The 25,304-nt window shown below is 62.9% G+C and carries 26 protein-coding genes; 12 read left to right on the top strand and 14 right to left on the bottom strand.

What is annotated here, in order from left to right; translation table 11 throughout:
- From ACSFCA_RS24820 to ACSFCA_RS24840, 5 genes are all read left to right on the top strand, one after another.
- Positions 1 to 481: arsenate reductase ArsC (locus ACSFCA_RS24820; protein ID WP_435461369.1), on the top strand; the 481-nt coding region annotated here is incomplete at its 5' end.
- 4 nt (positions 482 to 485) lie between these two features.
- Positions 486 to 1,544: an ACR3 family arsenite efflux transporter gene (gene arsB, locus ACSFCA_RS24825; RefSeq protein ID WP_435461370.1), complete on the top strand. Its 1,059-nt coding sequence runs from the start codon at positions 486 to 488 to the stop codon at positions 1,542 to 1,544.
- On the top strand, positions 1,534 to 1,659 hold the full coding sequence (locus tag ACSFCA_RS24830; protein WP_435461371.1) for a hypothetical protein: 126 nt from the start codon (positions 1,534 to 1,536) through the stop codon (positions 1,657 to 1,659). The genes arsB and ACSFCA_RS24830 overlap by 11 nt, the downstream gene beginning before the upstream one ends.
- Positions 1,660 to 1,675: 16 nt before the next feature.
- The gene (locus ACSFCA_RS24835; RefSeq protein ID WP_435461372.1) at positions 1,676 to 2,872 is read left to right on the top strand and encodes an MFS transporter; all 1,197 of its coding nucleotides are present in this window, start codon (positions 1,676 to 1,678) and stop codon (positions 2,870 to 2,872) included.
- 236 nt (positions 2,873 to 3,108) lie between these two features.
- Complete coding sequence (locus tag ACSFCA_RS24840; RefSeq protein WP_435477451.1) at positions 3,109 to 4,305, top strand: SH3 domain-containing protein; 1,197 nt, start codon at positions 3,109 to 3,111, stop codon at positions 4,303 to 4,305.
- Between the two features lie 16 nt (positions 4,306 to 4,321).
- Here ACSFCA_RS24840 and ACSFCA_RS24845 read toward each other — a convergent pair whose 3' ends face one another.
- From ACSFCA_RS24845 to ACSFCA_RS24875, 7 genes are all read right to left on the bottom strand, one after another.
- Positions 4,322 to 4,750, bottom strand: a complete 429-nt coding sequence (locus tag ACSFCA_RS24845; protein WP_435461374.1) for a hypothetical protein — start codon at positions 4,748 to 4,750, stop codon at positions 4,322 to 4,324.
- On the bottom strand, positions 4,743 to 7,079 hold the full coding sequence (locus tag ACSFCA_RS24850) for a hypothetical protein (RefSeq protein WP_435461375.1): 2,337 nt from the start codon (positions 7,077 to 7,079) through the stop codon (positions 4,743 to 4,745). The genes ACSFCA_RS24845 and ACSFCA_RS24850 overlap by 8 nt, the downstream gene beginning before the upstream one ends.
- Positions 7,066 to 8,589 (bottom strand): tyrosine-type recombinase/integrase, encoded by a 1,524-nt coding sequence (locus ACSFCA_RS24855; protein WP_435461376.1) that lies wholly within the window; start codon positions 8,587 to 8,589, stop codon positions 7,066 to 7,068. The genes ACSFCA_RS24850 and ACSFCA_RS24855 overlap by 14 nt, the downstream gene beginning before the upstream one ends.
- Positions 8,586 to 9,584 carry a tyrosine-type recombinase/integrase gene (locus ACSFCA_RS24860; RefSeq protein WP_435461377.1) on the bottom strand — a complete coding sequence of 333 codons (999 nt, stop codon included), beginning with the start codon at positions 9,582 to 9,584 and terminating at the stop codon, positions 8,586 to 8,588. The genes ACSFCA_RS24855 and ACSFCA_RS24860 overlap by 4 nt, the downstream gene beginning before the upstream one ends.
- A gap of 489 nt (positions 9,585 to 10,073) precedes the next feature.
- Positions 10,074 to 10,331 carry a high-potential iron-sulfur protein gene (locus tag ACSFCA_RS24865; protein WP_435461378.1) on the bottom strand — a complete coding sequence of 86 codons (258 nt, stop codon included), beginning with the start codon at positions 10,329 to 10,331 and terminating at the stop codon, positions 10,074 to 10,076.
- A complete protein-coding gene (locus tag ACSFCA_RS24870) occupies positions 10,328 to 10,486 on the bottom strand; it encodes a hypothetical protein (RefSeq protein ID WP_435461379.1) in 159 nt (52 codons plus the stop codon). The genes ACSFCA_RS24865 and ACSFCA_RS24870 overlap by 4 nt, the downstream gene beginning before the upstream one ends.
- Positions 10,487 to 10,633: 147 nt before the next feature.
- On the bottom strand, positions 10,634 to 11,056 hold the full coding sequence (locus tag ACSFCA_RS24875; protein WP_354336213.1) for a universal stress protein: 423 nt from the start codon (positions 11,054 to 11,056) through the stop codon (positions 10,634 to 10,636).
- 194 nt (positions 11,057 to 11,250) lie between these two features.
- Between ACSFCA_RS24875 and ACSFCA_RS24880 the strand changes: the two genes are divergently transcribed.
- On the top strand, positions 11,251 to 11,778 hold the full coding sequence (locus ACSFCA_RS24880) for a flavodoxin family protein (RefSeq protein WP_435461380.1): 528 nt from the start codon (positions 11,251 to 11,253) through the stop codon (positions 11,776 to 11,778).
- A gap of 58 nt (positions 11,779 to 11,836) precedes the next feature.
- Here ACSFCA_RS24880 and ACSFCA_RS24885 read toward each other — a convergent pair whose 3' ends face one another.
- Positions 11,837 to 12,421, bottom strand: a complete 585-nt coding sequence (locus ACSFCA_RS24885) for a hemerythrin domain-containing protein (protein ID WP_093060135.1) — start codon at positions 12,419 to 12,421, stop codon at positions 11,837 to 11,839.
- 165 nt (positions 12,422 to 12,586) lie between these two features.
- On the opposite strand from ACSFCA_RS24885, the gene ACSFCA_RS24890 reads away from it, so the two are divergent.
- A complete protein-coding gene (locus ACSFCA_RS24890; RefSeq protein ID WP_435461381.1) occupies positions 12,587 to 13,093 on the top strand; it encodes a universal stress protein in 507 nt (168 codons plus the stop codon).
- Between the two features lie 4 nt (positions 13,094 to 13,097).
- Here ACSFCA_RS24890 and ACSFCA_RS24895 read toward each other — a convergent pair whose 3' ends face one another.
- From ACSFCA_RS24895 to ACSFCA_RS24910, 4 genes are all read right to left on the bottom strand, one after another.
- Positions 13,098 to 14,636 (bottom strand): bifunctional aminoglycoside phosphotransferase/ATP-binding protein, encoded by a 1,539-nt coding sequence (locus ACSFCA_RS24895; protein WP_435461382.1) that lies wholly within the window; start codon positions 14,634 to 14,636, stop codon positions 13,098 to 13,100.
- 180 nt (positions 14,637 to 14,816) lie between these two features.
- Complete coding sequence (locus ACSFCA_RS24900) at positions 14,817 to 15,854, bottom strand: zinc-dependent alcohol dehydrogenase family protein (protein ID WP_435461383.1); 1,038 nt, start codon at positions 15,852 to 15,854, stop codon at positions 14,817 to 14,819.
- Positions 15,855 to 15,935: 81 nt separating this feature from the next.
- Positions 15,936 to 16,892, bottom strand: coding sequence for a hypothetical protein (locus tag ACSFCA_RS24905; RefSeq protein WP_435461384.1), 957 nt, complete (start codon positions 16,890 to 16,892; stop codon positions 15,936 to 15,938).
- Between the two features lie 39 nt (positions 16,893 to 16,931).
- A complete protein-coding gene (locus ACSFCA_RS24910; RefSeq protein ID WP_435461385.1) occupies positions 16,932 to 18,116 on the bottom strand; it encodes a DesA family fatty acid desaturase in 1,185 nt (394 codons plus the stop codon).
- A gap of 242 nt (positions 18,117 to 18,358) precedes the next feature.
- Here ACSFCA_RS24910 and ACSFCA_RS24915 point away from each other — a divergent pair, with 242 nt between their 5' ends.
- On the top strand, positions 18,359 to 19,285 hold the full coding sequence (locus ACSFCA_RS24915; RefSeq protein WP_435461386.1) for a histone deacetylase family protein: 927 nt from the start codon (positions 18,359 to 18,361) through the stop codon (positions 19,283 to 19,285).
- A gap of 36 nt (positions 19,286 to 19,321) precedes the next feature.
- Here the strand turns inward: ACSFCA_RS24915 and ACSFCA_RS24920 are convergent, their stop codons facing one another.
- Entirely contained in the window at positions 19,322 to 21,049 is a 1,728-nt protein-coding gene (locus ACSFCA_RS24920) for a cation acetate symporter (protein ID WP_258354883.1), read from the bottom strand.
- Positions 21,046 to 21,366 (bottom strand): DUF485 domain-containing protein, encoded by a 321-nt coding sequence (locus ACSFCA_RS24925; protein ID WP_258354884.1) that lies wholly within the window; start codon positions 21,364 to 21,366, stop codon positions 21,046 to 21,048. Before ACSFCA_RS24925 ends, ACSFCA_RS24920 begins: the two co-directional genes overlap by 4 nt.
- Positions 21,367 to 21,491: 125 nt before the next feature.
- Here ACSFCA_RS24925 and acs point away from each other — a divergent pair, with 125 nt between their 5' ends.
- The 4 genes from acs (at position 21,492) to ACSFCA_RS24945 (ending at position 25,256) form a co-directional block, all read left to right on the top strand.
- On the top strand, positions 21,492 to 23,468 hold the full coding sequence (acs, locus tag ACSFCA_RS24930; protein ID WP_435461387.1) for an acetate--CoA ligase: 1,977 nt from the start codon (positions 21,492 to 21,494) through the stop codon (positions 23,466 to 23,468).
- A 211-nt stretch (positions 23,469 to 23,679) separates the two neighbouring features.
- A complete protein-coding gene (locus ACSFCA_RS24935) occupies positions 23,680 to 24,129 on the top strand; it encodes a host attachment protein (RefSeq protein WP_435461388.1) in 450 nt (149 codons plus the stop codon).
- 40 nt (positions 24,130 to 24,169) lie between these two features.
- Positions 24,170 to 24,433 (top strand): BON domain-containing protein, encoded by a 264-nt coding sequence (locus tag ACSFCA_RS24940; protein WP_354336187.1) that lies wholly within the window; start codon positions 24,170 to 24,172, stop codon positions 24,431 to 24,433.
- A gap of 19 nt (positions 24,434 to 24,452) precedes the next feature.
- Positions 24,453 to 25,256 (top strand): response regulator, encoded by an 804-nt coding sequence (locus ACSFCA_RS24945; RefSeq protein WP_435461389.1) that lies wholly within the window; start codon positions 24,453 to 24,455, stop codon positions 25,254 to 25,256.
- Positions 25,257 to 25,304 lie beyond the last annotated feature (48 nt).

The raw sequence follows: 25,304 nt of genomic DNA on the forward strand, positions 1-25,304 counted from the left end.
CAACGTACTCATCCTCTGCACCCACAACTCGGCTCGCAGCGTGCTGGCCGAGGGCATGCTCAACCACTGGGCCCAGAAGCTTGGCAAGGACGTGAAAGCGTTCAGCGCCGGCAGCGCACCCAGCGGAAGAATCAACCCGTTCGCCATCGAGGTGCTGCAGGCGGCCGGCGTGAATACCGAAGGCTTTCACAGCAAGAGCTGGGATGAATTCGCCACGCCGGTCATGCATGTGGTCATCACCGTCTGCGACAGCGCGGCACAAGAGGCGTGCCCCTACTGGCCGGGCACGCGCGTCAAGATTCATTGGGGCTATCCGGACCCATCGAACACCGAAGGCGGCGATGCCGCCAAACGGCAGGCCTTCGAGCTCACACGCCAGGCGCTTTCCTATCGCATGCTGCAACTGCTCGCACTGGACAACCCGGAAGCAATGAGCGACGCTGAGCTGCAAGAGCGGCTGAAGCGCATCTCTGCGAACTGACACCATGAGCACTGTCGTCGAAAGTCCACGCGCAAGCCCGGCCCCCATGAGCGTCTTCGAGCGCTACCTGACGGTGTGGGTGTTCCTCTGCATCGTCGTCGGCATCGCGCTGGGGCAACTGTTCCCGACGGTGTTCCAGGCGGTGGGCCGCCTCGAGGTCGCCAAGGTCAACATCCCCGTGGGCGTGCTGATCTGGGTGATGATCATCCCGATGCTGCTGCGGGTCGATTTCGCGGCCCTTGCGCAGGTGAAGAACCATTGGCGCGGCATCGGCGTGACGTTGTTCATCAACTGGGCTGTGAAGCCGTTTTCCATGGCCTTCCTCGCGTGGTTCTTCGTGCGCCAGGTGTTCGCCGACTCACTGCCCGCTGACCAGCTCGACAGTTACGTGGCTGGCTTGATCCTGCTGGCCGCCGCGCCCTGCACGGCCATGGTCTTCGTCTGGAGTCGCCTAACCGGCGGAGATCCGGTCTTCACGCTGTCGCAGGTCGCATTGAACGACGCCATCATGGTGTTCGCCTTCGCCCCCATCGTCGGCCTGCTGCTGGGCCTGTCGGCCATCACGGTGCCATGGGACACGCTGATCACTTCGGTGGCGCTCTACATCGTCCTGCCAGTGATCTTCGCGCAGGTGCTGCGCAAGCAGTTGCTGAAGGCCGGGCCTGCGGCGTTCGAGCGCGCCATGCATCGCATCGGTCCATGGTCGATCGCGGCGCTTCTGCTGACGCTCGTGCTGCTGTTCGCATTCCAGGGCGAAGCCATCATCAAGCAGCCGCTGGTGATCGCGATGCTCGCGGTGCCGATCCTGATCCAGGTGGTGCTGAATTCGAGCCTGGCCTATTGGCTCAACCGAAAGCTCGGCGAGAAGCACAACATCGCATGCCCCTCCGCGCTGATCGGCGCGTCCAATTTCTTCGAGCTCGCGGTGGCCGCTGCCATCAGCCTGTTCGGCTTCCACTCGGGCGCTGCGCTGGCCACAGTAGTCGGGGTGCTGATCGAGGTGCCGATCATGCTGGCCGTGGTCAAGGTCGTGAACTCGTCGAAGGGTTGGTATGAGTCGTGAGCTGAAGTTCAAGCTGCTCGCGCGCGACTGCGCCGACTGCCTGGTCGACCGCTACCGCGAGCGGCGCGAGAGCGCAGAAGCTCTGTGGAAGCGGGTCAACCTGCGCAGCATCTGAGCGAGGCGACCCCAGGGTGCAAAGCAGGACCACGACGACGGTGATGCTGGGTGTGGCTCAGAGCCTGGCGTGGGCCTCGTCGTACTACCTTCCAGCGGTTCTGGCCGGTGCCATGGGCAAGGACATCGGCATCAGCACGTCCACGGTCTTCGGCGCCTTCTCGGTGGCGCTGCTTGTCGCGGCCGGTATCGGGCCCCTCGCCGGCCGGCGCATCGACCGCCTGGGCGGGCGCTCGGTGCTCATCGCCAGCAACCTGGTGTTTGCTGCAGGGTTGGCCGCACTGAGCCAGGCCACGCATGCCAGCCATGTGTTCGCCGCCTGGGCGCTGATGGGTCTGGCCATGGGCAGTGGCCTCTACGAAGCGGCGTTTGCCACCGTGGTGCGGCTGCACGGCCAGGATGCGCGACGAGCCATCACCGGCATCACGCTGTTCGCAGGTTTTGCGAGCACCGTGGGGTGGCCACTGTCGGCGTACCTGGAAAGCACTGTGGGGTGGCGCGGGGCGTGCCTTGCCTGGGCTGCCATGCATCTACTGATCGGTCTGCCGCTCAACACGCTGCTGCCACGTGCTTCTCATGCCGTCCCCGTACCGAAGTCCGCCACCGCCGCGCAGGATGTAGGTGTAGGGCTCTCCGCGGCACAACAGCGTCGCGCCACGGTCCTGATGGCGTATGTCTTCGCCGTGACCTGGTTCATCAGCACAGCGATGGCCGCGCATTTGCCGGAACTGCTGCTGGCCAGCGGTGCCACATTGGCCGCGGCAGTTGGCATCGCCGCCCTCGTCGGGCCGGCCCAAGTGGTGGGTCGGGTGATCGAGTTCACTTTCCTCAAGCACGCACATCCGCTGTTGTCGGCCCGGTTGGCCACGCTGGCTCACCCGCTGGGTGCGCTCTGCCTCGGTCTGATCGGCACTTCGGCCGCGGCGGCCTTCGCGGTGCTGCATGGCTTGGGCAATGGCATTCTGACCATCGCCATAGGGACACTTCCGCTCCTGATCTTCGGCGCCAAGGGTTACGGGCAGCGCCAGGGATTCCTCATGGTGCCGGCGCGCATTGTCCAAGCCGGCGCGCCATTTCTGTTTGGCATCGCCGTCGAACGGTGGGGCAACGGTGCGCTATGGCTCTCCGCCATGCTTGGTTTGTCCGCCTGCCTCGCGCTGGTGGTAATGACGGCCGACATGAAGAAGGTCGCGTTCGCCATCGAGGCTCGCTGAGCTTGCTAAAGCGATCGGCGGTATTTCGGGGCGGCTCCTGCAGGGTGAAAGCCCGACCGGCACCGCCCAAAGGCTCCTCAGCCAAGAGCGACAAGAACAGAACGGACAGTGCACTGCCGTCAACGCATTCGATTTTTCAAGCTGGGGTATGACTTGGTGGTTTAAGCGAGGTGGTATCTTTGCTTGGCAACCCAAAGAACGTGCACTATGGGTGCGAGGAATTTGGCGTTTCATTTGTGATCTTCGGCACAAAAACAAGTCAGATGGAGGTCGAAATGGATGAGGAGAGATCGTCGGAACTGCCGCCCCCGAAAAAATCAGCCAAGGAGCCATTCCAGGTGCTGAAGGCATTGCAATCGAGCTCACAAATAGGTGAAAAAATCAACGCGCTGAGTGGCAGCAAGTTGTTTTCGAGCACGTTGAAATCAATGAGCATAGGCAATGACCTCATGAAGTCATTGAATGCGATCACGCGTGTCGGAGCTGCGACGAAGGCACTGAACGCTGGGATTTTTCCGAACAAGCTTTTTGAGTCATTGAATACAGCAACGGCCCTCAGCCACGCGATGAAACCGTTGAACATCGGTATCGTGTCAAGCGATTTTTTGAAATCACTGAACGCGACAACTCTTGCGGCCAGTGCCTTGAAGTCGCTGCACATGGGTGCTCTCTCGAACGACCTAATTGGTCAAAGCGCCGCGCTAGCGTCACTGGGGGCCGGATCCTTTCCAGCCCTCGCGGGTGTCGCTGCGTTGACGGGGCATGAGAGGTGGGCGCATGCTCTGATGCCCAAGGGGCTGGTCGGAAGCATCTTGGGCGAAGGCAATGCTGATGATCCCATCGCCCGAATGCTCAGCGTCTTTCAGCTGACACAACACAAATTCGACGGCCTCGCATCCGCAATCGAGGCCGCTGGCCTGACGGTAGCGCCATCACAGATCCAGACCATTCGCCAAGTCGTCGCCGACTCGGGATTGCACGACGGCTCCAGCACACCTTCTACGGCAAACACTGCAAGCAACGTATTTCTCGCTCTTGCGCAGCGTGTTAGTCCCGAGATTTGGCTACAGATCCTCATCGGAATCGTGCTTTGGATGCTGACCGCTCCGTTGGACTACTACGTGAAGGACTTGTTGGGAAGGGCTTCTCAACAGGAGGACCGCCGGGCTATGGCTCGTGAAATCGCGAAAGCAATCAGGGAGAACGACGTCCCCCCGCTTTTTCTACAAAATCGTCGTATTGCTATCAAGGCACTCAAGGCGCACCTGAACGCTCGCAATCTATCCCCCGTGGTCGGCACGATAAGACAGGGGGAAATCGTACACCTCGAGGCGACGACATCCGACTGGGCTTTGATCACCTGGCGCAGTGCCGAAGGCCGCGAGATGTCTGGCTGGGTATTTCGTAGATACGTTCGCCCTTTGGGTGAGTGAAACAGCCCTGACGTGCTCAGCGGATCGCGTGCAACTTGGCGAGTTTTTCTCGAGTCTCGCGATGCCGCTCGTAGAGCTGCGCCAACTTCTTGGTGCCTCCGAGCTCACCCATCGCGACGAGCATCAGTCTGTGTGATTCGACCAATACCGCGAGGTTTTCCTTCAATCGCGCAATTTCCTGATCCCGATCCTCGATCATTCGTGCAGCCTCGGTAGACGACCTCTTGCCAATCTGCCGAACCAGCGAACGCGTATGTGCTTGCCGCTCCTGGTACAGCTTTAGCAAAGCGGATCGTTCAGGACTTCGGACGACTGCCGAAGCATTCGCGAGCTGCGAATGTCGACGTGCGACGGCCCGAGCGGTGATGTTCAGATCTTCGACCAGAAGTTGCTCAAGAACTTCGCGCAGTTCCTCATCGTCGGCATCCGCTTTTCGTCTACCCATCCAGAACACTCCCTCTTTCCGGGCGAGAAAAGTCCTTACCTTCAGGAAACACTTGCTGGCCAGGTGGTGTCGCAAGCAAGCGTTCAACTCCGTCGAGTCGGGCTTGCGCGTGTGCAATCTGATTCGTGCGACCAATGGAGGAGGGTGGTCGTTCGGATGCTGCTTCCACCGCGCTCTTCAGTCGACCGCGAAGCTCAACAAGATGCCGACGGTTCTCCGATAGGTTCGTGGCTGACAAGTGCCGACATCCTGCAAAGCATTCGAGGTGCTTGGGGCAGGGATCTACCGTGAAGCTGTTGAGACAGTGGCCGTACGGCGTTGAATGAAAACCGTCCGCCTCAACGCGCAAGAAATTCAATGCCGCGTCTTCACCGTCGGTCCTCTGAATTGCCTTGAACTCGTTGACGATTGGTCCGTTTGCAATCCCCGCCTTGATCATCTTTCCGACCTCCGCAGCCTTACTCCCACCGAGTATGGTGTCCCAGTGTTCGGGGAGCTCCATCTGGTCCAGTTGCTCTTGAAGGCTTCGATGGTCGTACTCATAGCTCTCAGCGACGCTACGCCGCTTGAACCGCTTCGTGATGATCGCATCGGAAACGCCGAGCCTAAAGAGCTCGGTATTTTGTAGATGCCGAAAGGCATGTGTGTTCACACGCAAAGTTCTATCAGCCTCGGTTTGGCCGTACGCTTCGAAGAGCGAGCGTTGATCCTGCGCTCCACCCAAAGCGATCTGGATCGAAGTGGGCTCCATGACACCAACTGAAAAGTATCTGGACACGTCAACCGGGGCACCACTTCGTGCCTCTCCCAAGGATCTTTTCGGCTGGAGGAAAAGAAACTCATGGGAGCGCATTGATCCTCCACCCGAGACTGACAGCGTGTACACATCTGAGAGTTTCGTAGTCATCCGGGTCCGCAGATAGTTCTCCAACTCACCGATATGTAGATAAACATGGTCCCAATCGATCCTACCTCTCAGCTCTGTTCCATTTCGATCTCGTAGCTTTATGGCGCCATCGCTCTTGAGGCGATGAAAATACATGTAGAACGCGGCGCTCCTCTTTCCGCCAATCTCCTTCCACTGCAATGCTTCCGCCTCCTTGAACACAATAGGATCAAATGAAGAATCGACATAGCGCGCGGTTAGTCGATCCATGTGCGCGACATCGACATCAAGCCAGTAGGGATTTCCACTGAGGATCGGATACAGAATTTGGACGTCGACACACTGATCTGTAGCAAACCATGGAAGAGGGCGACCCGTCCGTGTTTGGAGTTCCAAGGTTTCTCGAAGCGGCTGTGTCGCCTTGGCTACTGCATCTAGTGTTTCCGTGATTTGCTCCGCGAACATTAGCGGCACAGGTTGAAGGTCTTCGTAAAGGACAGAGCCCGAAGCAACTGCTTCGCCTTGCTTCTCCGAAAAAAAGCGAATCAAAGAGGCGGTGGAATATCCGCCTCTTTGCCCCGCAGGCGTGCCGTCAAAGTCCACATATTCGCGATACCTCTGCCAGTCCAAGGGGAGGGCGGTCGCTTCGCCGACCCTGAGGCCAGTAAAGATCAAGAGCTTGCCGATCGAGAAACGCATGAAGTCATTGAACGTCTGCGGCTTCTCAGTAAACACGATACGAACAAATTCCCAGAACGCGTCTCGGTCGGGCAACCGATCGGAGTTCTTGCGCTCTGCCAGTTCTTTCTGAAGTCGATGCTCATTCAGATATTTGGACCGTTTCGGTAGAGCGTGAGCCTTGACGTCTCGAACATAAGAAGCCAGTGGGCCAAAGTCCGAAATGTGATGTCGATCAAACACGCGCCGGATGGCCGTTCTGATCTTCTCCTGCGCGCCACCTTCACCTTCAGAATTCGCCGCAGCCGCCAGTGCGATCCTCAGGTCCTCACCGCGGAGCTCCCAGGGCTCTGAAGCTGTACAAGCTGCGATGCTCCGAAGAGCTTGGACTTGCCCAAGCACGTGTATCGGCGTCAGTCCATCTGCTATCGATCGAATCGCAACCGACTTCATCAAATCACACCAAGCTTCTGTTGGGCATGGGCGAACTTCGATCGCAAGCTCGCCCGAGCTATTCAACCGCTCTCCTGCAAGCTTGATCGACGCGGGAGGGCCAAATTGCCGCAGCAATTGGCCACGCTTCGGGCGCCCAGTTAGTGCAGCAATATCCCAAGCATCGTCTCTTTCACACTCGCCGTGAGCATTCAATATGATCGCCCATTGCAATCCACGTTCAATGGCCAGTCGTTTCCCGGTCGCAATATAGGCTTGAAAAGAAGAGGGCGGCGCCCCGTCAGTGTCGGAGAGAGATTCAGCGCTGAGCATCGCTTTCCTCCGCATCAAGTATGACCTGCTGAATGTCGGCGATTGTTCGCTGCAGCTGCATGAACGCTGGCGATGCAGCTTCGAGTCGTGACGCTTCTTCAAAGACCTTGACGATCGAGCGCATGGCCGTGAGTGTGCCTCTATGCACGGATATGTCGTAAACCGGCATAAACTTCGGGCAACCGTAGCACGACACGACTGGATTGAAAGGGCAGGCTGGTTGCCCACTTTCACAGCCACCAATCCCAGAAATGGGGATTCCGTGTGGAGCTCCTGCGATCTGTTTATCTCCCTTGAGAGCCGCAAGCTGATCCGATGATATGAATCGCTGCTCCGCGATAGTGTGGACTTGTCTGTATGTCTCAGAGATCCCGAGAGCCTTGTTGACTCGAGCAGCTTGAGCTGGCGAGACTTCGAAGTAGACCAAGCATGTGCTCCAAGTCAAATGCCCCAAAAACTCTGCGAGCTCTTCAGCACTTGCGCCGGAATCTGCGAGGCGTTGTGCAGCGGTGTGCCGCAATGAATATGCACTGCGACCAGGAAGGCCATTTTTCTTCAGTGCCTCGCGCATACGCGTCCCAACTGAGCGCGCCGATGATTGCTGAAAAAATTTCTCAGAATGGTGCGCAGCTCTTTGTGTTCTGCGTCGATGCAGTTCCACAAATATCGATGCCCATTCGCGCTTTACACGGCGATTTAGAGTAAGAGAGCGTGCGACCGAAGAGCGTTGCTTGGCCATCGGAAACGAGAGATGCACACTGACTTCACCAGACTCGTGAGTTCGAGCTGTATAGCCAGACAACGCCAGCCGCCCGATTTGCACCGGCCGCATTCCAAACTGGTAGCCGATGAGCAGCATCCCGATGTCCTGAAGTTCGGCTTCCGAAACCGAGCTAGCTTCGATCAGAATTTGATGCGCAGTGCGATCAAATAGCCCGACCAAGATGCTCTCTTCGTCAACGTGAAGGAACGCATCGCCTTCTCTCAGTTTGCTATATGGATCGCGGCGAGGTTCCCTTAGGCTTGAGACCAGCGGCATATATTCCGGTGACCATGCGAGTATGTGCAACGCGCAGCAGAGTCGCAGAAGCGACTTTGCTGCGCGAGCCTTCCCTCCGTCCAAGGCTTTGGGAAACTGGTCATGCCAAGCTTCTGTGACACAGAAAGGGCCAGCAAGTATCAAATATTCAATGATGTCGCTGTCGATATAGAGGAGATTTCTCCCATAAAAGGCAGCGGTGGCTGGCGCTAAATGCGTCAACGTATCTGCGACGAGCCATCTCGTGAGCCGCCGAATGGTTGGCGTGTGGCCCGTCATGTCCAGCTTGGAAGTGAATCCGTTTTCCACAATCTCCCAGTGATCCAGGATCTCAGGTTCTTTGATCGCATGAATACGGCCGTCATAGTCGTCTTCGTAGCGCAGCACAGATGGCAACTTTGGTAAGTTAGCCGAGAGGGCAGAGTGAAGCGTGCCGTCCCGTGGATTCTTGACTTGAGAGACGAGCGTCATTCTTTCCTCTGAAGGTCTCTCATCGCAGCCACGCGAGCATTGAAATGACTGTCCATCACCGAGTTCAGCTTGGACTCGAATGCAGTTCGTGCGTATAGCTTGGGCATCTGCGACTCATGCGACCAGCCGAAAAATGCGCGCATCAGTTGCATTGCGTCGGGCATCGCGGTGCCTGTGCCAATCAGATGCTGCATTCTGAAGGCCGCACAGGTATGGCGAAGATCGTGGGGCGATAGCCATTCCATCCCAGTTCGATCCCGCAACAACCTCCGCGCAGCAGGTGTAAGACTCAGAGTCAAGGTCTCAAAGACTCGCCTGAGGCCACGCGTGGAAAGCGGCGCTCCATATCGATTGAGCACGAGATAGCTGCTGTCCTTTCGACCGCGATGGTTCATGATGTAGTTGGCAACCATCGCCTCCATTTGGATTGAAATGGGCAACTGCCGCACGGAGTTCCCAGTTTTTATTGATGCAGGCGTCGACCTGGGATCGTCCTCGTATTTATTGAACTGGATGTTGACCCAATGTCGCATGAGTCCGTCTCGTGATCGCTCTGACTTGATTGCGTCGGAAGCTGCGGAGAGCAATTCACCACATCGAAGGCCGAGAAGCAGCAGCATGCTGAACAAAACGAGATTTCTCCACTGAAGCGCTTCATCTCGGAAAGGATTGGTCGTCGCACCTGGTGTGATCCGCTCCCATAACTCCTCGAGCACAGCCGTGGGAATTGTTCGCACAACGTGTGCAGGAAGGCGACGATGAGGTCGAAGACTGCCGTATAGCTGGCTAAGCGCCTGAACCCTCCTGTCAAGAGCCTGTAGCACCTCTTGGCTGTCAACAACCGAGCCCAGGGCAAGTAATGTCCAGCGAACAAATCCAAAGGCAGTCTTCCAGCGGATGACACGCGTTGGTGGTGTCGATTGCGTCCCAAGCTGCAAAGAGAGCAGAAACGCTTCGAGAAATGACTGGACGCGCCCGACGTCCAGTTCGCTCAACGCGTTATCAAGGGCTCCGTCGCCATGTGCCTCGTCGGTGTGAGAGTACAGAGCGTCAACGTGAGAAAGTCGATCTCGTCGGGTCGATGGGGCAAGACCCACATTGACGAGCTCTGACCAGGCGGTAGCCCAAAACCGAATACGAAAATGCCTGTCAAGCGCGATGGGTCGCTTCTGTATCCCTTCATGGAGCATTGTTGTGATTCGGCTTTGTTGAACGCAATGAGATCTCGAAACGGTGTTGTGCCCGTCCGCTATGGACAAGTCACCTGCCCACAGGACAAGCCTGTGGACAGCCCCTTCGGGGTGCGTGACTTGCCCACAGCTCCTCGACGCTTGCCTTCGGCCTGACGCGCTTCGCTTGCCCAACAGCCTTTTATAGAAGAACTCAAATTCGCAGGCAAGAAACCTTGACCACCCGGATCTTGAAGCAGCCGGATAAAGCAACGCCCTAGCTTGGTTCCGCCCAGGAACACAATGTGCATTATGTTAAATGATGCGGCGGTCGCTGTTACCTTGCGCGTCCGTCGGCTTGGATTGCCAGAGCGCGCAACCGCTGCATAACTGGGCGTTGTCGTGCTTGGGAAATTTCTTCGCGTCGGCCTTCGACGAATCGGCCACGTAGCCCAGAGCGGCGGCCTGCGGATCCTTTTCTTCAAGCCGGGCCTGCGCGAACGAGTTGGGGGCGGAAATGGCAGCGCCCGTCGCGGCAAGCGTGAGCATGAAAGTGCGGCGGCTGGAGTTCATCGTGAGTCTTTCGTTGTGTGGGAGACGGAAATCAGGTTGCCCGACGCAGAGTTGCGCTCGCTCAGACCCGCAAGCACGAGAACACCCGTGGCCAGGAGCGTGGCGATGCAGAACCCCAGGATTTGCAGGGTTCCGCTCGATGTGATGTTGTTCATGGGACGACCTCGTTATGGGTGATCGGCATTGCCTGCGATCATTCTTGGGCGAGCGGCCGCGCGCGGCCTTGCGCAGGATCAATCTCACGGCGTCCGTGCGGTGGCATCGCCCGCGCTCACGCCCCGTGCCAGGGTTGTGGCACTCATTCAACGCACCAGCAAGACCGGCACCGTGCACGCAGCCAGCACCTTGGTGGCAACCGACCCAAGCACCAGGTTGGTCAAGGTGCCATGGCCCCGCGAACCCATCACCACGAGATCGAACTGCCCCTTCTGCGCGAACGAAGCGATCTCCTCGGCGGGATGACCGATGCGGTGCTCGAAGCGGGCTTCAATGCCGTTCCTGGCCAGCAACGCGCGCACAGGCTCGAGCACCACCCGCGCATCGTCTTCGTAGTACCCGTGCACGATGTCCGGCCCTGCGAAGGCCGCGGCTCGGTGCGGCACCGGCAGCACCGCATGGAAGACCGTGAAGGCGTGGCCCGCATTCGCCCATTCCTTGTGCGTGGTCAGGTAGGACAGCATGCGATTCGTGTAGTCGCTGCCATCGACGGCAAGCAGGATTTTCATGATGGTTCCTTCGGCGGAGACGTTCCCCGGTGCAAGGATGGTCCTCGCGCACCCGGCGCCTCGCCTTGCGCCAAATCAAGAAATCCGATGGCTCGCGGCGCGCCGGCACGACACCGCCGGTTCTTGATGCAGCGCAAATCCGTATCCCTCGACGCTGCCTACATTGACTGTCCATGAACGCAGCAGAGGCAAGCATGAACAACGTCCTGGTGATCGTCTATTCCTACACGGGCACTTCCCGCCGGGTCGCGGAGCTCCTGTGCAGCCAGCAGAACTGGCAACTCGCGAGCATCACCGAGGTGCGCCCTCGCAGCGGCGCCCTCGGCAGCTTGCGTTGCGTGCTCGATTCGTTCTTCCGGCGACAGCCCACCATTCACTACGACGGTCCGCCGCCCGGCGACTTCGATGCCGTCGTGCTGGTGTCGCCGATCTGGATGCTGCAGCTCGCCGGCCCCATGCGCAGCTTTGTCGCGCGCCAACGCTATCGGTTGCCCGATGTCGCCGTGCTCTCGGTCATGGGTGGCCAGGGGGTGCCGAACACGGCGGCAGAAATCGGCGACTTCATGGGACGCGCGCCGATCCTGAACTCTTCGGTCACGATGCGCGAGGTCGACGACGGCAGTTGTGCAGCGCGTCTTCAGGCCTTCGGCACTGCCGTCAGAAGCGCGGAAGATTCGCGAGACGTGGTGTGCCCGATCACGCTGTCGCCGCAATCGATCTGAGGGGCGGAATCCAATTGATGACCGCCCTTCTCTTTCCGATCGGCCTGCGGCTACCGGCTCAGAGCGCCGGCCCCAGGCCGATGGGTGCGGGAACGATATTCACGATGCGCGTGAAGAGCGCGTTGTATTCGAGGTCGGGCACGTGTCCGGTCATCGGGTCGCGGTTCTGCGCGAAGGCCTCGTCCAGGTCGCGCCAGTCGTTCTCGGTCAGCACGCGCTCGGCCAGCGGCAGGATCTCGCGCTCCTCCAGCGCCATGTGGCTCAAATAGAAGTCGACATATTCGCCGACCGTTTTCTCGAACTCTTCGCGCCGCGACTCGCCCAGCATCTCGAACGCCAGCAGGGCGTGCTCGACGTTGCGGATCCTGCGTTCGCCCTTGGCATGGTCGCCGTCGAGCTTGTCGAGCAGATCCCGCGAGATCGGCGTTCTGGCGCGCAGCTTGGGAAACAGCAGTTCGGTTTCCTTGCGGTGGTGGCGCTTCTCCGGAAACTCGTCCACGTAGAAAAGCATGGCTCGCAGCGTCGCGAAATCGGGCAAGGTGCCCTTCTTTCGGTGTTGCTCGAGCAGCATGACGATGGAACGGAGCACGGCGGCGAGCGCGGCGTGCTCCTGGCGAATGATGCGAACGGTGGCGTGGGTCATGAGGGTTGTCCTGTGCATGCCTCAAGGGTGGCGCTTTCGTTCGCGCGCGGGTTTGTTCCAGATCAAGTCCCGGCCAGTCACGGCTTCGCGCTTGATCAATGTCAAGCCGTGCGGAGCGCCCGTGCGGATACTGGACCGATCCATTCAACAAACCGGAGTCGTGCCATGTACCAGCGAATTCTTGTTCCCATTGACGGCAGTTCCACATCCAGCCATGGCCTGGCCGAAGCCATCAAACTGGCAAAGCTCACGGGCGGACGCCTGCGCCTGGCGCACGTCATCGACGAGCTGTCCTTCGCGCTGGCCATGGATGCCTACGCGGGCCATGCCGGCAACTGGCTCGAAGAACTGCGCGGCAACGCCACGAAGCTGCTCCAAGCCGCGCGGGCCACGGCTGCGGGAGCAGACGTCGAAGCCGACACAGTGCTGCTCGACAGCTTCAAGGGCACCGTGCACGACCAGGTCATTGCCGAGGCGGAAGCATCGAAGGCAGAGCTGATCGTGATCGGCACTCACGGCCGTCGAGGAATCGGCCGCTGGGTCATGGGCAGCAGCGCGGAGCACATCCTGCGCCTGTCGCCCGTGCCGGTGCTGCTGGTGCGTGCGCCCGAAAGCGCGAAGACCGAACACGAGCGTTTCACGCTGCCGAGCGGGTCGCTCGCCAGCCAGTGAGGGTTCAGCGGTTCGCGGTCGTGGCGCGCCATCGCGCTGCGACCAGCGCGATGTCTACGGTGTCTTCCGTGGAGACCTCGATGGCCAGCGCGCGCTCGTCGGCCGCCAGCGGGTCTTGCCATTCAAACTGACGCTCCAGCACCGCGAGGCTGGCTTCCGAGGCGTCCGTGCCTGCCGCGTCGCGCTCGGCCACGCGGCGGCGCAGCGTGGCCGGGGTTGCGCGGCAATCCAGGATCGTGAAAGGCACGCGGAGCTCGGTTGCCAGGGCTTGGAAGCTGCGTCGCTCGGCGCCGCGCAGGAAGGCCGCGTCCACGATCACCGGATAGCCCGCCAGCAGCGCATCGCGGGCGCAGGCGCGCAGTCTCTCGAAAGTCCGCAGGGTTGCCTGCGCGCCGTAAATGTCGAGCCCAAGGGCGACGGATCGCGCCAGCGGATCGAGGCCATACAGGCGCTTGCGCTCCACGTCCGACCGCACGCGGACAGCGCCCGCGGCGCACAACAGCTGCAAGGCAACGCTGGATTTTCCTGAGCCCGACAAGCCGTGCGTGATCATCAGGCGGGCGCCCTCCTCCGGCTGCGTCGTCAGCCGCGTCGCGCAGGCAAGGTAGTCGGGGCGGGCCTCGCCATCCGGGGGCCTTGGACCCAGCCCCGTGGCCATGGCCCGCACCAGCGCCCGATAAACCTCGTAGAAGCGCCACACCTGCAGGCCCGGGTAGTCACCGCTGTGCTGCATCGAGGCATCCAGGAAGCGGAACGCAAGATCGTCGTGGCCATGGGCCTTCAGGTCCACAGTGAGGAATGCAAGGTCGCTCATCACGTCGATCCAGCGCAGCGCCGGGTCGAACTCGATGCAGTCGAAGGGCATGAGCGCACCGTCGACCAGGACCACGTTGGCCATGTGCAGGTCGCCGTGGCATTCACGTATCGAACCGCCCTGTTGGCGGGCGATCCATGCGATGCGCAGCACCTGGCCCTGCTCCCGAATCCACGTGTCCAGCGCGGCAAGGGTGGCGAGACGGCTGTCGTCGCCCTGTGCTCGCAACGCGGCCAGCACATCCGTAGCCGCTCGAACGATCGAGTCGGGGCTGCCGAAGCCTGACACCGGCGTCGCTTGCTCCGCAGCCGCGTGCAAGGCGGCCAGCCGCTGCGCGAAGCCGTCGAGCAGCGCGGGCTGCAGCCGGTCTTCCACCAGCAGATTGCGCAGCAGCGACGAATCGGGGAAACGCAGCATGCGCACCACGTGGTCGATCACCGTGCTGGCGCCACCGATGCGCGGCGACTCGCGCGTGCCGCAGACCGGTGCCACGTCGATGTAGAGCGAAGGAGCAAAGCGTCGGTTGAGGCGCAGCTCCTCCTCGCAGAAGTGCTTTCGGGCCTCGACGCTGCCAAAGTCCAGGAACGGCAGGCGCACTGGCTTCTTGAGCTTGAAGGCCTGCGTCTGTGTCAGCAGCACCCAGGAAATGTGCGTCTCGAGCAAGGCTACGGGTTGCCCGGTCTCCCGCTGGAGTTGCTCTCGCAGTGCGTTGACCAGTGTGGTGTGCATATGGCTTGTTTGCGACTCAGCGACATCAAAAAATGGCGAGAAGGCGCCAAGGCCCCCTGCCGCCTCAGTGCGCCATCAAGACCGGTACCGTCATCTGCTCGAGTATCTGCCGCGTCACGCCGCCCAGAATGCGCTCGCGCAGGCGCATTGCGGATTGCGTCGCGCGGTCATGGGCGCTCCCTACGCTTCGATGATCACCTTCAGCGCATGCGTCTCGGCTGCGCGCCCGAAGGTGTCGTAGGCATCCAGCACCTGGTCCAGCGTGAAGCGGTGCGTGATCAGCAGGGCCGGGTCCACCTTGTGGGACTGCACCGTCTTCAGCAGCATCGGCGTGGACACGGTGTCGACCAGCCGCGTGGTGATCGCGATGTTCTGCGACCACAGCCGCTCCAGGTGAAGCTCGGCCGGGTGCCCATGAACGCCGATGTTCGCGATGGTGCCGCCGGGCGCCACGATGTCCTGGCACAGCACGAAGGTGGCCGGTATGCCGACCGCCTCGATCGACACGTCGACGCCGCGCCCGCCTGTCAGCGCGAGCACCGCCTCGGCCGCCTTGCCGTCGGTGCTGTTGATCGTGTGCGTCGCGCCGAAGCGGCGCGCAACCTCCAGCCGGCCGTCGTCCAGATCGATCAGGATGATCTGCGACGGCGAATAGAACTGGGCCGTGAGCAGCGTGGCCAGCCCGATCGGCCCGGCGCCCACGATGGCCACCGTGCTGCCGGGCGCGACCTTGCCGTTGAGCACGCCGCACTCGAAGCCCGTCGGCAGGATGTCGCTGAGCATCACCAGCGCCTCTTCGTCCGCGCCAGGCGGAACGGGATACAGGCTGGTGTCCGCATGCGGAATGCGCACGTACTCGGCCTGCGTGCCGTCGATGGTGTTGCCGAGAATCCAGCCGCCGGTGGCGCAATGCGAATACATGCCGCGGCGGCAGTTCTCGCACTTGCCGCACGACGAGATGCACGAGATCAGCACATGATCGCCCGCCCTGAAGGCCGTGACGCCGGCGCCGACGCTCTCGACCACGCCCACACCCTCGTGCCCGAGGATGCGGCCCGGCGTGCAGGTCGACACATCGCCCTTGAGGATGTGCAGGTCGGTGCCGCAGATGGTCGTCTTGAGTATCTTGACGATGGCGTCGCCCGGCGCCTGGATCTCCGGCTTGGAATGGTCTTCGAGCGATTTGAGGCCGGGGCCCCGGTATACGAGTGCTTTCATGCCGCAACGTTATGCGTCCCTGCCCGCCCTCCCTTTGAGATAGCGCAAGGAATCCTCGCGTCTGCGACGTCATTCGGCGCGCTAACTCCAGGACGCCCCGGCGAAAGCCTCGACAAAGCGCGACAAGTCGCCGCGCGGCAATCGGTCGATGCCCGCCGCGCGCGAGCGGCCGGCGCCGCCGAAGCGGCTGCACAGCGCATGGGCGCCGCGCGGAAGTGCCAGCGGCGCACGCACGCTGACGACATAGCCGTCGCCCTGCACCTTCAGCACTGCGTGCGCACAGCCGGGCTCGCCGTTTGCCAGCTCGTTGGCGAGACAGCCCTGCACGCGCCGGCTCCACGGCGCGTCGGGCAGCACGCGAACGCTACCCTGGGGCCCCTGCCAAAGCACGGCGGCGTCCGCGCCCAACTGCAGGTCGCTGTGGCGCATTGCATCGATCTCGTCGACGACGCTCTCGTGCGCCATCATGTCGCGCGGGTCCGGATAGCGCGCCATCAGCGGAAACAGCAGGCGGGGTGCGATGCGCACGTCGTGCTCGAACTCGCCGTAGGCGTTGTAGTTGATCAGCACGCCCAGCCGGCGCAGCCCGGCGCAGTCGCCGGGCTCGAAGCCGCCTTCGAGCGCCAGCCGGTCGGCCACCGCGCCCAGGTTGTCGCCATAGATGCCGACCAGCGCCCAGGCGCGATACGCTCCGCCCAGGTGGCGGTCGACCAGCAGGCTGGTGCAGACAGCACTTTCCTCGTCGATGTGTGCCTCGAGCATCGGATGCACCGGCACCTCGCCAGCGGCGTGATGATCGAAGTAGCGCACACGCACGCCGTCGTCGAGCAGGCGCAGCAGGTCGCCGCGATTGCGCTGCATCGAGATGTCGAACACGTTGACTTCGTCGCCGGCTTGTCCCGGAACGCGGCCGAGCAGCGCGATGTCGCGCTTGAGCCCCGTCACGAGCTCTGCCGGCCCGGGCTCGTGCAGCCGCCACTGCACGACGGCGCAGAGGCCGTCGGCATCGCCGTTGCAGACATCGAATCGCCAAACCATTACGCAAGCCTCGATCGCATCCTCTCGGCGCAGGGCCGTTCAGGCGTAAGAACGCAGGCGGCGGGAAAAGTCCGCCAGCGGTGCGATGCCGCTCGCCTCGGCGCGCTGGCACCAGTCCTGCAACTGCCTGGCAAGCTGCTCGCCGGTGGCGGCGGAACGGCTCCACAGGGCGGTCAACTCCCCGCGCATGGAATACATAGTAGTCAGTGCCTGCGATGCATTCAACGCCTGTATCACCTGCTGGTACCGCGACGGGCCGAGCAGGCCCTGGTCCTTGCCCAGCAATGGCTTCACAGCCTTGAGGGCACGCGCGGCTTCAGGCGACATGCGGCGCAGGCGACCGAGCTCCACTGCGCAGGCCTTCTTCAGCGAGCGCGTGTAGTTCGACAGCACGTCGTAGTGGCAGCGGATGACTGCCTGCACCGTGGCGAGATCGACATTCGCCTTGGGCGCAACGAGGCGCGGCGTGGGTGCCACGTGCTTTACCGTCGCCAGGCCCAGGGCCTGCAGCGTGCGGATGTAGAGCCAGCCGATGTCGAACTCGAACCACTTGCTCGAGAGCTTGGCCGAGCTGGGAAAGGCGTGGTGGTTGTTGTGCAGCTCTTCCCCGCCGATCAGGATGCCGATCGGCGAGATGTTCGTGCTGGCGTCACGGGCGGGCCAGTTGCGGTAGCCCCAGTAGTGGCCGATGCCGTTGACCACGCCGGCCGCCCAGAACGGGATCCACGCGATCTGCGTGAGCAGGACCAGGCCGCCAGGCACCACGCCGAAGACTGCCATGTCCACGATGCCCATCAGCACGATGCCGAGGATCTTGTGCTTCGAGTAGAGATTGCGCTCCAGCCAGTCGTCGGGCGTGCCGTGGCCGTAGCGCTCGAGGGTTTCCGCATGCCCCGCTTCGCGCACGTAGAGGAACACGCCGCCCCACAGCACCCTGTTGAGCCCGTACACCTGCGGGCTGTGCGGATCTTCGGGTGTTTCGCACTTGGCGTGGTGCTTGCGGTGCACCGCTGCCCACTCCTTCGTCACCATGCCGGTGGTCAGCCACAGCCAGAAGCGGAAGAAATGGCTCGCCGCCGGGTGCAGCTCGAGAGCGCGATGCGCCTGGTGGCGGTGCAGGAAGATGGTGACCGAAGCGATGGTGACGTGCGTGAGCGCCAGCGCGGCCAGCATCGCGCCCCACCATGGAAGATCGAGAAGACCGGAATAGAGAAGGGATTGCATTCGTACCTCGTGAACAGTGCGGGCGATTCTGCGGACCGCACCTCCCACGGCCTTTGATGCACGTCAACACCGTGCCGGCATCCGGCCGTAGCGAATGCGGCGCTTGTCGTCCGCTTGCTTGATCCAGCGCAACAGCGGCACGCGCCTGTTTGCCTAGAGTGAAGCTTCCCCAACCCACTTCGGGGTCGCATCTGGCAGCGAGTCTTCCGCGCGTACCGCCCCCGGGACTCCGAAGGACTCGCATGCTCAGCGCCTACATCACCCACCCCGACTGCGCGCGCCATGACATGGGCGCGGGCCACCCGGAATGCTCCGAGCGGTCTTCCTCCATTCATGACCGGCTGCTGATCGCGGGCATGCTCGACTACATGGCGCCGTACGATGCGCCCCTTGCCACGCGCACCCAGCTGGCGCGCGCACACACGATGTCGTACGTGCGCGAACTCATTGCCGCCGCTCCCACCGAAGGCCTCCACTTCGTCGACCCCGACACCCTCATGAACCCGCACACCGTGCAGGCCGCGTTGCGAGCGGCCGGTGCCGCGGTGCTGGCAACCGACCTGGTGCTGGCGGGCAAGGCGTCCACGGCTTTCTGCAACGTACGTCCGCCCGGCCACCATGCGGTGCGCGAAGCGGCCATGGGTTTTTGCTTCTTCAACAATGTGGCAGTGGGTATCCGGCATGCGCTGCACGTGCACGGCCTGCAGCGCGTGGCCCTGATCGACTTCGACGTGCACCACGGCAACGGCAGCGTCGACATCTTCCGCGGCGACGATCGCGTGCTCATGTGCTCCATCTTCGAGAAGGGCATCTACCCCTTCTCGGGCGAAGACGACAACGGCTCGCACATGGTGAATATTGGCTTGCCCGCGCGTTCGGGCAGCGATGCGTTCCGCGCGGCTGTCACCGGGCGCTGGCTGCCCGCGCTCGAAGCCTTCGCGCCGCAGCTCGTCTACATCTCCGCGGGCTTCGACGGGCATCGGGAGGACGACATGGGCAACCTCGGCCTGGTGGAGCGCGACTACGCCTGGGTCACGCGGCAGATCATGGATGTGGCGCAGCGCCATTGCCATGGGCGCGTCATCTCTTGCCTGGAAGGCGGCTATGCGCTCAGTGCCCTCGCCCGCAGCGCCGCTGCGCATGTCAAGGTGCTGATAGGCGCTGACTGACCACGGCGCCGGGCCGTGGTCAGCGTGCAGGCTCGTTCAGTGCCCGCTCGCGCCGTGTGCGCCGATGCCGGTCTCGGAACGCACCTGCTGGGCGAGGAAGCCGCCGCGGTCCACCTGGGAGCGCGCGCTGCGGTCCAGCACCGAGAACAGCCAGATGCCCGCGAACGCGATGCTCATCGAGAACAGGCACGGCGAGGTGTACGGGAACGGTGCCGACCCCGCCGGGTAGCCGAAGGTGGCCTCCCAGACCGAAGGCGACACCACCGTCAGCGCCACCGAAGAGACCAGCCCGAGGAAGCCGCCGATCACCGCGCCGCGCGTGGTGCAGCCCTTCCAGAGCACCGACATGAAGAGCACCGGGAAGTTGGCCGAGGCCGCGATGGCGAAAGCCAGCGACACCATGAAGGCGATGTTCTGCTTCTCGAACACGATGCCCAGCAGCACAGCCAGCGCACCGAGCGCCAGCGTGGTGATCTTGGACACCCGCAGCTCGGCCGCGCTGCCGGCGTCGCCCTTCTTGATGACGGTGGCATACAGGTCGTGCGACACGGCCGACGCGCCCGACAGCGTAAGGCCCGCCACCACCGCGAGGATGGTCGCGAAGGCCACCGCCGAGATGAAGCCCAGGAACACGTTGCCGCCCACCGCATTGGCCAGGTGGATCGCCGCCATGTTGCCGCCGCCCTTGAGCACGCCCTTGGCGTCGAGGAAGTCGGGGTTGGTCAGCACGAAGGTGATGGCCCCAAAGCCGATGATGAAGGTCAGCAGGTAGAAGTAGCCGATCCAGCCCGTGGCCCACATGACCGATTTGCGCGCCTCCTTGGCGCTGGGCACGGTGAAGAAGCGCATCAGGATGTGCGGCAGGCCGGCCGTGCCGAACATGAGCGCCATGCCGAAGGAGATGGCCGAGATCGGGTCCTTCACGAAGTTGCCCGGGCCCATGATCGACTGTCCGATGCTCGCTGCCACCTGGGCGGTCTTGCCGTCCTTGAGCGCCAGGTCGGTCTTGACCTTCACCGCACCGGCAAACATCGCCTCCGGGCTGAAGCCGAAGTGCCACAGCACCGACACCGCCATGAAGCTCGCGCCGCCCAGCAGCAGGCCGGCCTTGATGATCTGCACCCAGGTGGTGGCCGTCATGCCGCCGAAGAGCACGTAGACCATCATGAGTGAGCCCACGATAACCACCGCGATCCAGTACTCCAGGCCGAACAGCAGCTTGATGAGCTGCCCCGCCCCCACCATCTGCGCGATCAGGTAGAACGCCACCACCACCAGCGTGCCCGAGGCCGCGAAGATGCGCACCGGGGTCTGCTTGAAGCGGAAGGCCGCCACGTCGGCGAAGGTGAACTTGCCGAGGTTGCGCAGCCGCTCGGCCATCAGGAAGGTGATGACAGGCCAGCCCACCAGGAAGCCGATGGAATAGATCAGCCCGTCATAGCCGGTGGCCATCACCGCGGCTGAAATGCCGAGGAACGACGCTGCCGACATGTAGTCGCCGGCAATGGCAAGCCCGTTCTGGAAGCCCGTGATGCCTCCGCCGGCCGTGTAGAAATCGGATGCCGATCGGGTGCGCGCCGCGGCCCACTTGGTGATGAAGAGCGTTCCCACCACGAACAGAGCGAACATGCCGATGGCGGTCCAGTTGGTGGGCTGTCGCTGCAGCTGGCCCAGGTCGGCGCCAGCCGCAAGAGCGCCCGCCGAGACCGCGCCCAGCGCAAGAAGGACGGCGGCGGACCGCACGCGCAGGAGATGTGTGTTCATGGCTTGGCCACCTTCTGCACGGCCTTGACCACGGCGTCCGACAGGGTGTCGAACTCCGCGTTCGCACGGCGCACGTAGTAGCCGGTGATGGCCACGGTGAAGATGATCACGCCGAAGCCGATCGGCATGCCAAGGGTCATGACGCCTTCGCCCATGCGTCGCGCCAGGAACTCCTTGTCGAAGGCCACCAGCAGCACGAAGCCGTAGTAGGCGGCGAGCATCAGCACCGCCAGCGTCCAGCCGAAGCGGTCGCGCCGGCGCTTGAGTTGCTTGTACTGCGGATTCGCGGCAATGCGCGCGACCAGATCGTCTTCCATGGAGTCTCCTTGTGTGCAATGGCCCGATTAGGAGTGCACGCGCCGCATCGAAGCTTGCGCTGGCGCAAGGTTTTCTCCTTCGCCGCCGGCAAGATCGCGCCATCACCCCACGAAAGACACGAGACATGAACGCTCCCGATCTCCCGTCCCGCCTTCCGATCTATGCGCCCCCGGAAGCACTCTCCCGCACCGCGCATATCGCCGGTCGCGCCGCTTACGACGCCCTTGTGGCCGAAGCCGATGCCGACCACGAGGGCTACTGGGCTCGCCTTGCGCGCGAATTCATCGGCTGGAAAACGCCGTTCACCAAGACGCTCGACAGCAGCGATGCGCCCTACTACCGCTGGTTCGAGGACGGCACTCTCAACGTCTCGTGGAACTGCCTCGATCGCCAGGTGGAGGCCGGCAAGGGCAACAAGGTGGCGATCATCTTCGAGTCGGACGACGGCAAGATCACCCACACAACTTATTCGCAACTGCTCGCGCAGACCTGCCGCATGGCCAACGCGCTGAAGGCGCGCGGCGTAAAGAAAGGCGACCGCGTCGTCATCTACATGCCGATGTCGGTCGAAGGCGTGGTCGCGATGCAGGCCTGCGCGCGGCTGGGCGCAGTGCACTCGGTGGTGTTCGGCGGTTTCTCGGCGCACGCGCTGCGCGACCGCATCGCGGACACCGGCGCCGCCGTGGTCATCACGGCCGACCAGCAGGTGCGCGCGGGCAAGCAGCTGCCGCTCAAGACAATGGTCGACGAGGCGCTTGCGCTGGGCGGCTGCGAGGCGGTGGAGTCGGTCATCGTCTACCGCCGCACCGGCGGGCCCATTGCGTGGACGCCGCGCGATCTGTGGATGCACGAGATCACTGAAGCACAGGGCGACAGCTGCGAACCCGAATGGGTAGGCGCCGAGCATCCGCTGTTTCTGCTCTACACATCGGGCTCCACCGGCAAGCCGAAGGGCGTGCAGCACTGCAGCGGTGGCTACCTGCTGCATGCGGCGCTCACCACGAAGTGGACCTTCGACATGCACGACGACGACGTGTTCTGGTGCACGGCCGACATCGGCTGGGTCACCGGCCACACCTACATCGCCTACGGCCCACTGGCCATTGGCGCGACGGAGGTGATGTTCGAGGGCGTGCCCACATTCCCTGACGCGGGGCGCTTCTGGCAGATGATCGAGCGGCACTACGTCACGGTCTTCTACACCGCGCCCACGGCCATCCGCTCGCTCATCAAGGCAGCCGAAGGCAACTCCGCCGTTCACCCCGACCGCTACGACCTGCGCAGCCTGCGCGTGCTGGGCTCGGTCGGCGAACCGATCAACCCGGCCGCGTGGGAGTGGTATCGCAAGCACGTGGGCGGCGGCCGCTGCCCGGTGCTCGACACCTGGTGGCAGACCGAGACCGGCGGCCACATGATCACGCCGCTGCCGGGTGCCACCGACCTCGTGCCGGGCTCCTGCACCCTGCCCTTTCCGGGTATCGCCGCGGCCATCGTCGACGAGACGGGCAACGACGTGCCCAACGGCGAGAGCGGCCTGCTGGTCATCAAGAAGCCCTGGCCGAGCATGATCCGCGCGGTGTGGGGCGACGACGCGCGCTACCGTTCGAGCTACTACCCGCCGGAGCTGCGCGGCTACTACCTGGCGGGCGATGGCGCCGCGCGCGATGCGCTCACGGGCTACTTCACCATCGGCGGGCGCATCGACGACGTGCTGAACGTCAGCGGCCATCGCATGGGCACCATGGAAATCGAATCGGCGCTTGTGGCCTGCACGGCGCTGGTGGCCGAGGCCGCGGTGGTCGGCCGGCCAGACGACACCACCGGCGAGGCGATCTGCGCGTTCGTGGTGCTCAAGCAGCCGCGCCCCGAGGGCAAGGAAGCCGACCGCCTGGCGGCCGAGCTGCGCGCCTGGATCGGCAAGGAGATCGGCCCCATCGCCAAGCCCAAGGAAATCCGCTTCGCCGACAACCTGCCCAAGACCCGCAGCGGAAAGATCATGCGCCGCCTGCTGCGCTCGGTGGCCAAGGGCGAAGCGATCACGCAGGACGTGTCGACGCTGGAGAACCCGGCGATCCTCGATCAGCTGACCGAGGCGCACTGAACCCGCCCTGCCCGGCTAGCTCTGGGCCGAGGGGCGGTGCACCGGGAGCGCATTCAACGGAATGCGCAGGTACGCAACACCGTTGTCGTCGGCCTGGGCACTCGCTAGCCGTGCAAGCAGCTCGGGCAAGAGGCCGGAAGTTGATCCAGCGCAAAGTCTGTCGTGAATCCGCGTCCTAGTCTTGGGCATCGCCCTTACTCCGGGAAGCGTCATGAAGACCCAATTGATCGTCATCGCCAATGCCGCATCGGCACGCATCTTTCGCCGAGACACCGCCAAGTCGCCGCTGGTGCCGGTCGCAACCCTCGCACACGATGCAAGCCGGCTGCACGCCAGGGAACTCGAGTCGGACCGTCCCGGCAGCCAGGCCGCCGACAACAGCCGGGGCCTCAACCATTTCGAGCCGCGCAGCGACGCACGGCGCAATGAGCACCAGCGCTTCGCGAAGGAAATCGCCCACCGGCTGGACGCGGGCCTGAAGGCCGGTGAGTACGCCTCGCTCACGCTTTTCGCCTCGAACCCTTTCATGGGCGAACTGAAGGCGCAGCTGAGCGAAGCGGTCACCCAGCGGCTCAAGGCCACGCTGAACAACGACCTGTGCCACGTGGGCATCGCGGAACTCGAAAGCCGCATCTCGGGCTCGTGGTCCGCAGTGCTCTGACGCCATGGACAGGTTTCCTCCGACTTCAGAAAGGATTGCCATGAACCCGGACATTCAACTCAGACACGATGTTTTCGCTCAACTCAACTGGGACCCCGCAGTCAACGCCTGTGATATCGATGTACGTGTGAAAGACGGCGTGGTGACCTTGCTGGGCAAGGTGGCCGACGAGGCCCAGCGCGCGGCTGCGGAATGCGCCGCACGCCGCACCGAGGGCCTGACGACGCTCTTGAACGGGCTCACCGTTCGGCCGCCCCGTGAACGGGCGCTGGATGCCGCGGCATCCAGCGCTCATTCAGCCTGAACTGAACTTCAGCAACAGCATGAAGCCATCCTTGGATGCAGTCCCACCCGAGCCGTCACCGTTGACGCGTGGCGCCCCGCACTGGCTCGCGAAGATCGAAAGCGCCCCTGCGCAGGAGACGAATCGGGTACCGGTGAATTCATGGCCGGGCTTCCTGTCCGGCCAGCCCGAGAAGCCGGTGCGGGTGCTGGTGATCGACGAAGACGCCGGTGCGCGGCGTGCAATTGCCCACGAACTGGCCATGGATGCGCGCGTGCGCATCGTCGGCGAAGCGGGCAGCCTGCGGGAAGGCAAGCGCCTTCTGGCACAGCATGAATTCGACGTTCTCATCGTCGACGTCCGGCTCGACGGCGGCAAAGGATTCGAACTGATCGAGAGCGCCAAAAGCCATTGCGGTTCGGCTGAGGTCATCGTGCATTCGGCTCTGGAAGACGAGGTTCATGTGCGCCGGGCGTTCACCGCGGGTGCGTGGGGCTATCTCGTCAAGAACTCCTGGTTCCAGAATTTCGCGCAGGCGGTGCTGCAGGTCGTCAATGGCGGTGCGGCGGTGTCGCCGAGCGTGATCCGGCACCTGCTGATGCGACTTGGAAATGCCCCCCTTGCACTGCGGGAAGCCGAAGGCGGCCCCCGCGGAGTTCTCTCGGCGCGGGAACGCGAGGTGCTCCGGCTCGTTGCCGAAGGCCATGTCACAGGGGACATCGCCCGCCATCTTTCGATCAGCGGGCGGACGGTCTGCGCCCACATGAAGAACATCTGCCTCAAGCTGCAGGTGCGTACGCGTGCGCATGCGGTGATCGCGGCCGCCAACCAGGGGCTGCTGTAGCCGCGCGCGTCAGTGCGCCACGAGCACATCGGCCCATCGGCCGCTTCT

Origin of the sequence: Variovorax multivorans (assembly GCF_051216835.1) — a bacterium.
Taxonomy (GTDB): Bacteria; Pseudomonadota; Gammaproteobacteria; order Burkholderiales; family Burkholderiaceae_C; genus Variovorax.

Bases quoted from the DNA above. Each gene is read 5' to 3' on its own strand.
- ACSFCA_RS24845 (WP_435461374.1), bottom strand. From the start codon at position 4,750: ATGGGTAGACGAAAAGCGGATGCCGACGATGAGGAACTGCGCGAAGTT.
- ACSFCA_RS24945 (WP_435461389.1), top strand. From the start codon at position 24,453: ATGAAGCCATCCTTGGATGCAGTCCCACCCGAGCCGTCACCGTTGACG.
- ACSFCA_RS24925 (WP_258354884.1), bottom strand. From the start codon at position 21,366: ATGGAAGACGATCTGGTCGCGCGCATTGCCGCGAATCCGCAGTACAAG.
- ACSFCA_RS24910 (WP_435461385.1), bottom strand. From the start codon at position 18,116: ATGCAATCCCTTCTCTATTCCGGTCTTCTCGATCTTCCATGGTGGGGC.
- ACSFCA_RS24885 (WP_093060135.1), bottom strand. From the start codon at position 12,421: ATGACCCACGCCACCGTTCGCATCATTCGCCAGGAGCACGCCGCGCTC.
- ACSFCA_RS24935 (WP_435461388.1), top strand. From the start codon at position 23,680: ATGAAGACCCAATTGATCGTCATCGCCAATGCCGCATCGGCACGCATC.
- ACSFCA_RS24875 (WP_354336213.1), bottom strand. From the start codon at position 11,056: ATGAAAATCCTGCTTGCCGTCGATGGCAGCGACTACACGAATCGCATG.
- ACSFCA_RS24850 (WP_435461375.1), bottom strand. From the start codon at position 7,079: ATGCTCAGCGCTGAATCTCTCTCCGACACTGACGGGGCGCCGCCCTCT.
- ACSFCA_RS24830 (WP_435461371.1), top strand. From the start codon at position 1,534: ATGAGTCGTGAGCTGAAGTTCAAGCTGCTCGCGCGCGACTGCGCCGAC.
- ACSFCA_RS24920 (WP_258354883.1), bottom strand. From the start codon at position 21,049: ATGAACACACATCTCCTGCGCGTGCGGTCCGCCGCCGTCCTTCTTGCG.
- ACSFCA_RS24940 (WP_354336187.1), top strand. From the start codon at position 24,170: ATGAACCCGGACATTCAACTCAGACACGATGTTTTCGCTCAACTCAAC.
- ACSFCA_RS24915 (WP_435461386.1), top strand. From the start codon at position 18,359: ATGCTCAGCGCCTACATCACCCACCCCGACTGCGCGCGCCATGACATG.
- ACSFCA_RS24890 (WP_435461381.1), top strand. From the start codon at position 12,587: ATGTACCAGCGAATTCTTGTTCCCATTGACGGCAGTTCCACATCCAGC.
- ACSFCA_RS24880 (WP_435461380.1), top strand. From the start codon at position 11,251: ATGAACAACGTCCTGGTGATCGTCTATTCCTACACGGGCACTTCCCGC.
- ACSFCA_RS24905 (WP_435461384.1), bottom strand. From the start codon at position 16,892: ATGGTTTGGCGATTCGATGTCTGCAACGGCGATGCCGACGGCCTCTGC.
- ACSFCA_RS24870 (WP_435461379.1), bottom strand. From the start codon at position 10,486: ATGAACAACATCACATCGAGCGGAACCCTGCAAATCCTGGGGTTCTGC.
- ACSFCA_RS24865 (WP_435461378.1), bottom strand. From the start codon at position 10,331: ATGAACTCCAGCCGCCGCACTTTCATGCTCACGCTTGCCGCGACGGGC.
- ACSFCA_RS24895 (WP_435461382.1), bottom strand. From the start codon at position 14,636: ATGCACACCACACTGGTCAACGCACTGCGAGAGCAACTCCAGCGGGAG.
- arsB (WP_435461370.1), top strand. From the start codon at position 486: ATGAGCACTGTCGTCGAAAGTCCACGCGCAAGCCCGGCCCCCATGAGC.
- acs (WP_435461387.1), top strand. From the start codon at position 21,492: ATGAACGCTCCCGATCTCCCGTCCCGCCTTCCGATCTATGCGCCCCCG.
- ACSFCA_RS24900 (WP_435461383.1), bottom strand. From the start codon at position 15,854: ATGAAAGCACTCGTATACCGGGGCCCCGGCCTCAAATCGCTCGAAGAC.
- ACSFCA_RS24855 (WP_435461376.1), bottom strand. From the start codon at position 8,589: ATGACGCTCGTCTCTCAAGTCAAGAATCCACGGGACGGCACGCTTCAC.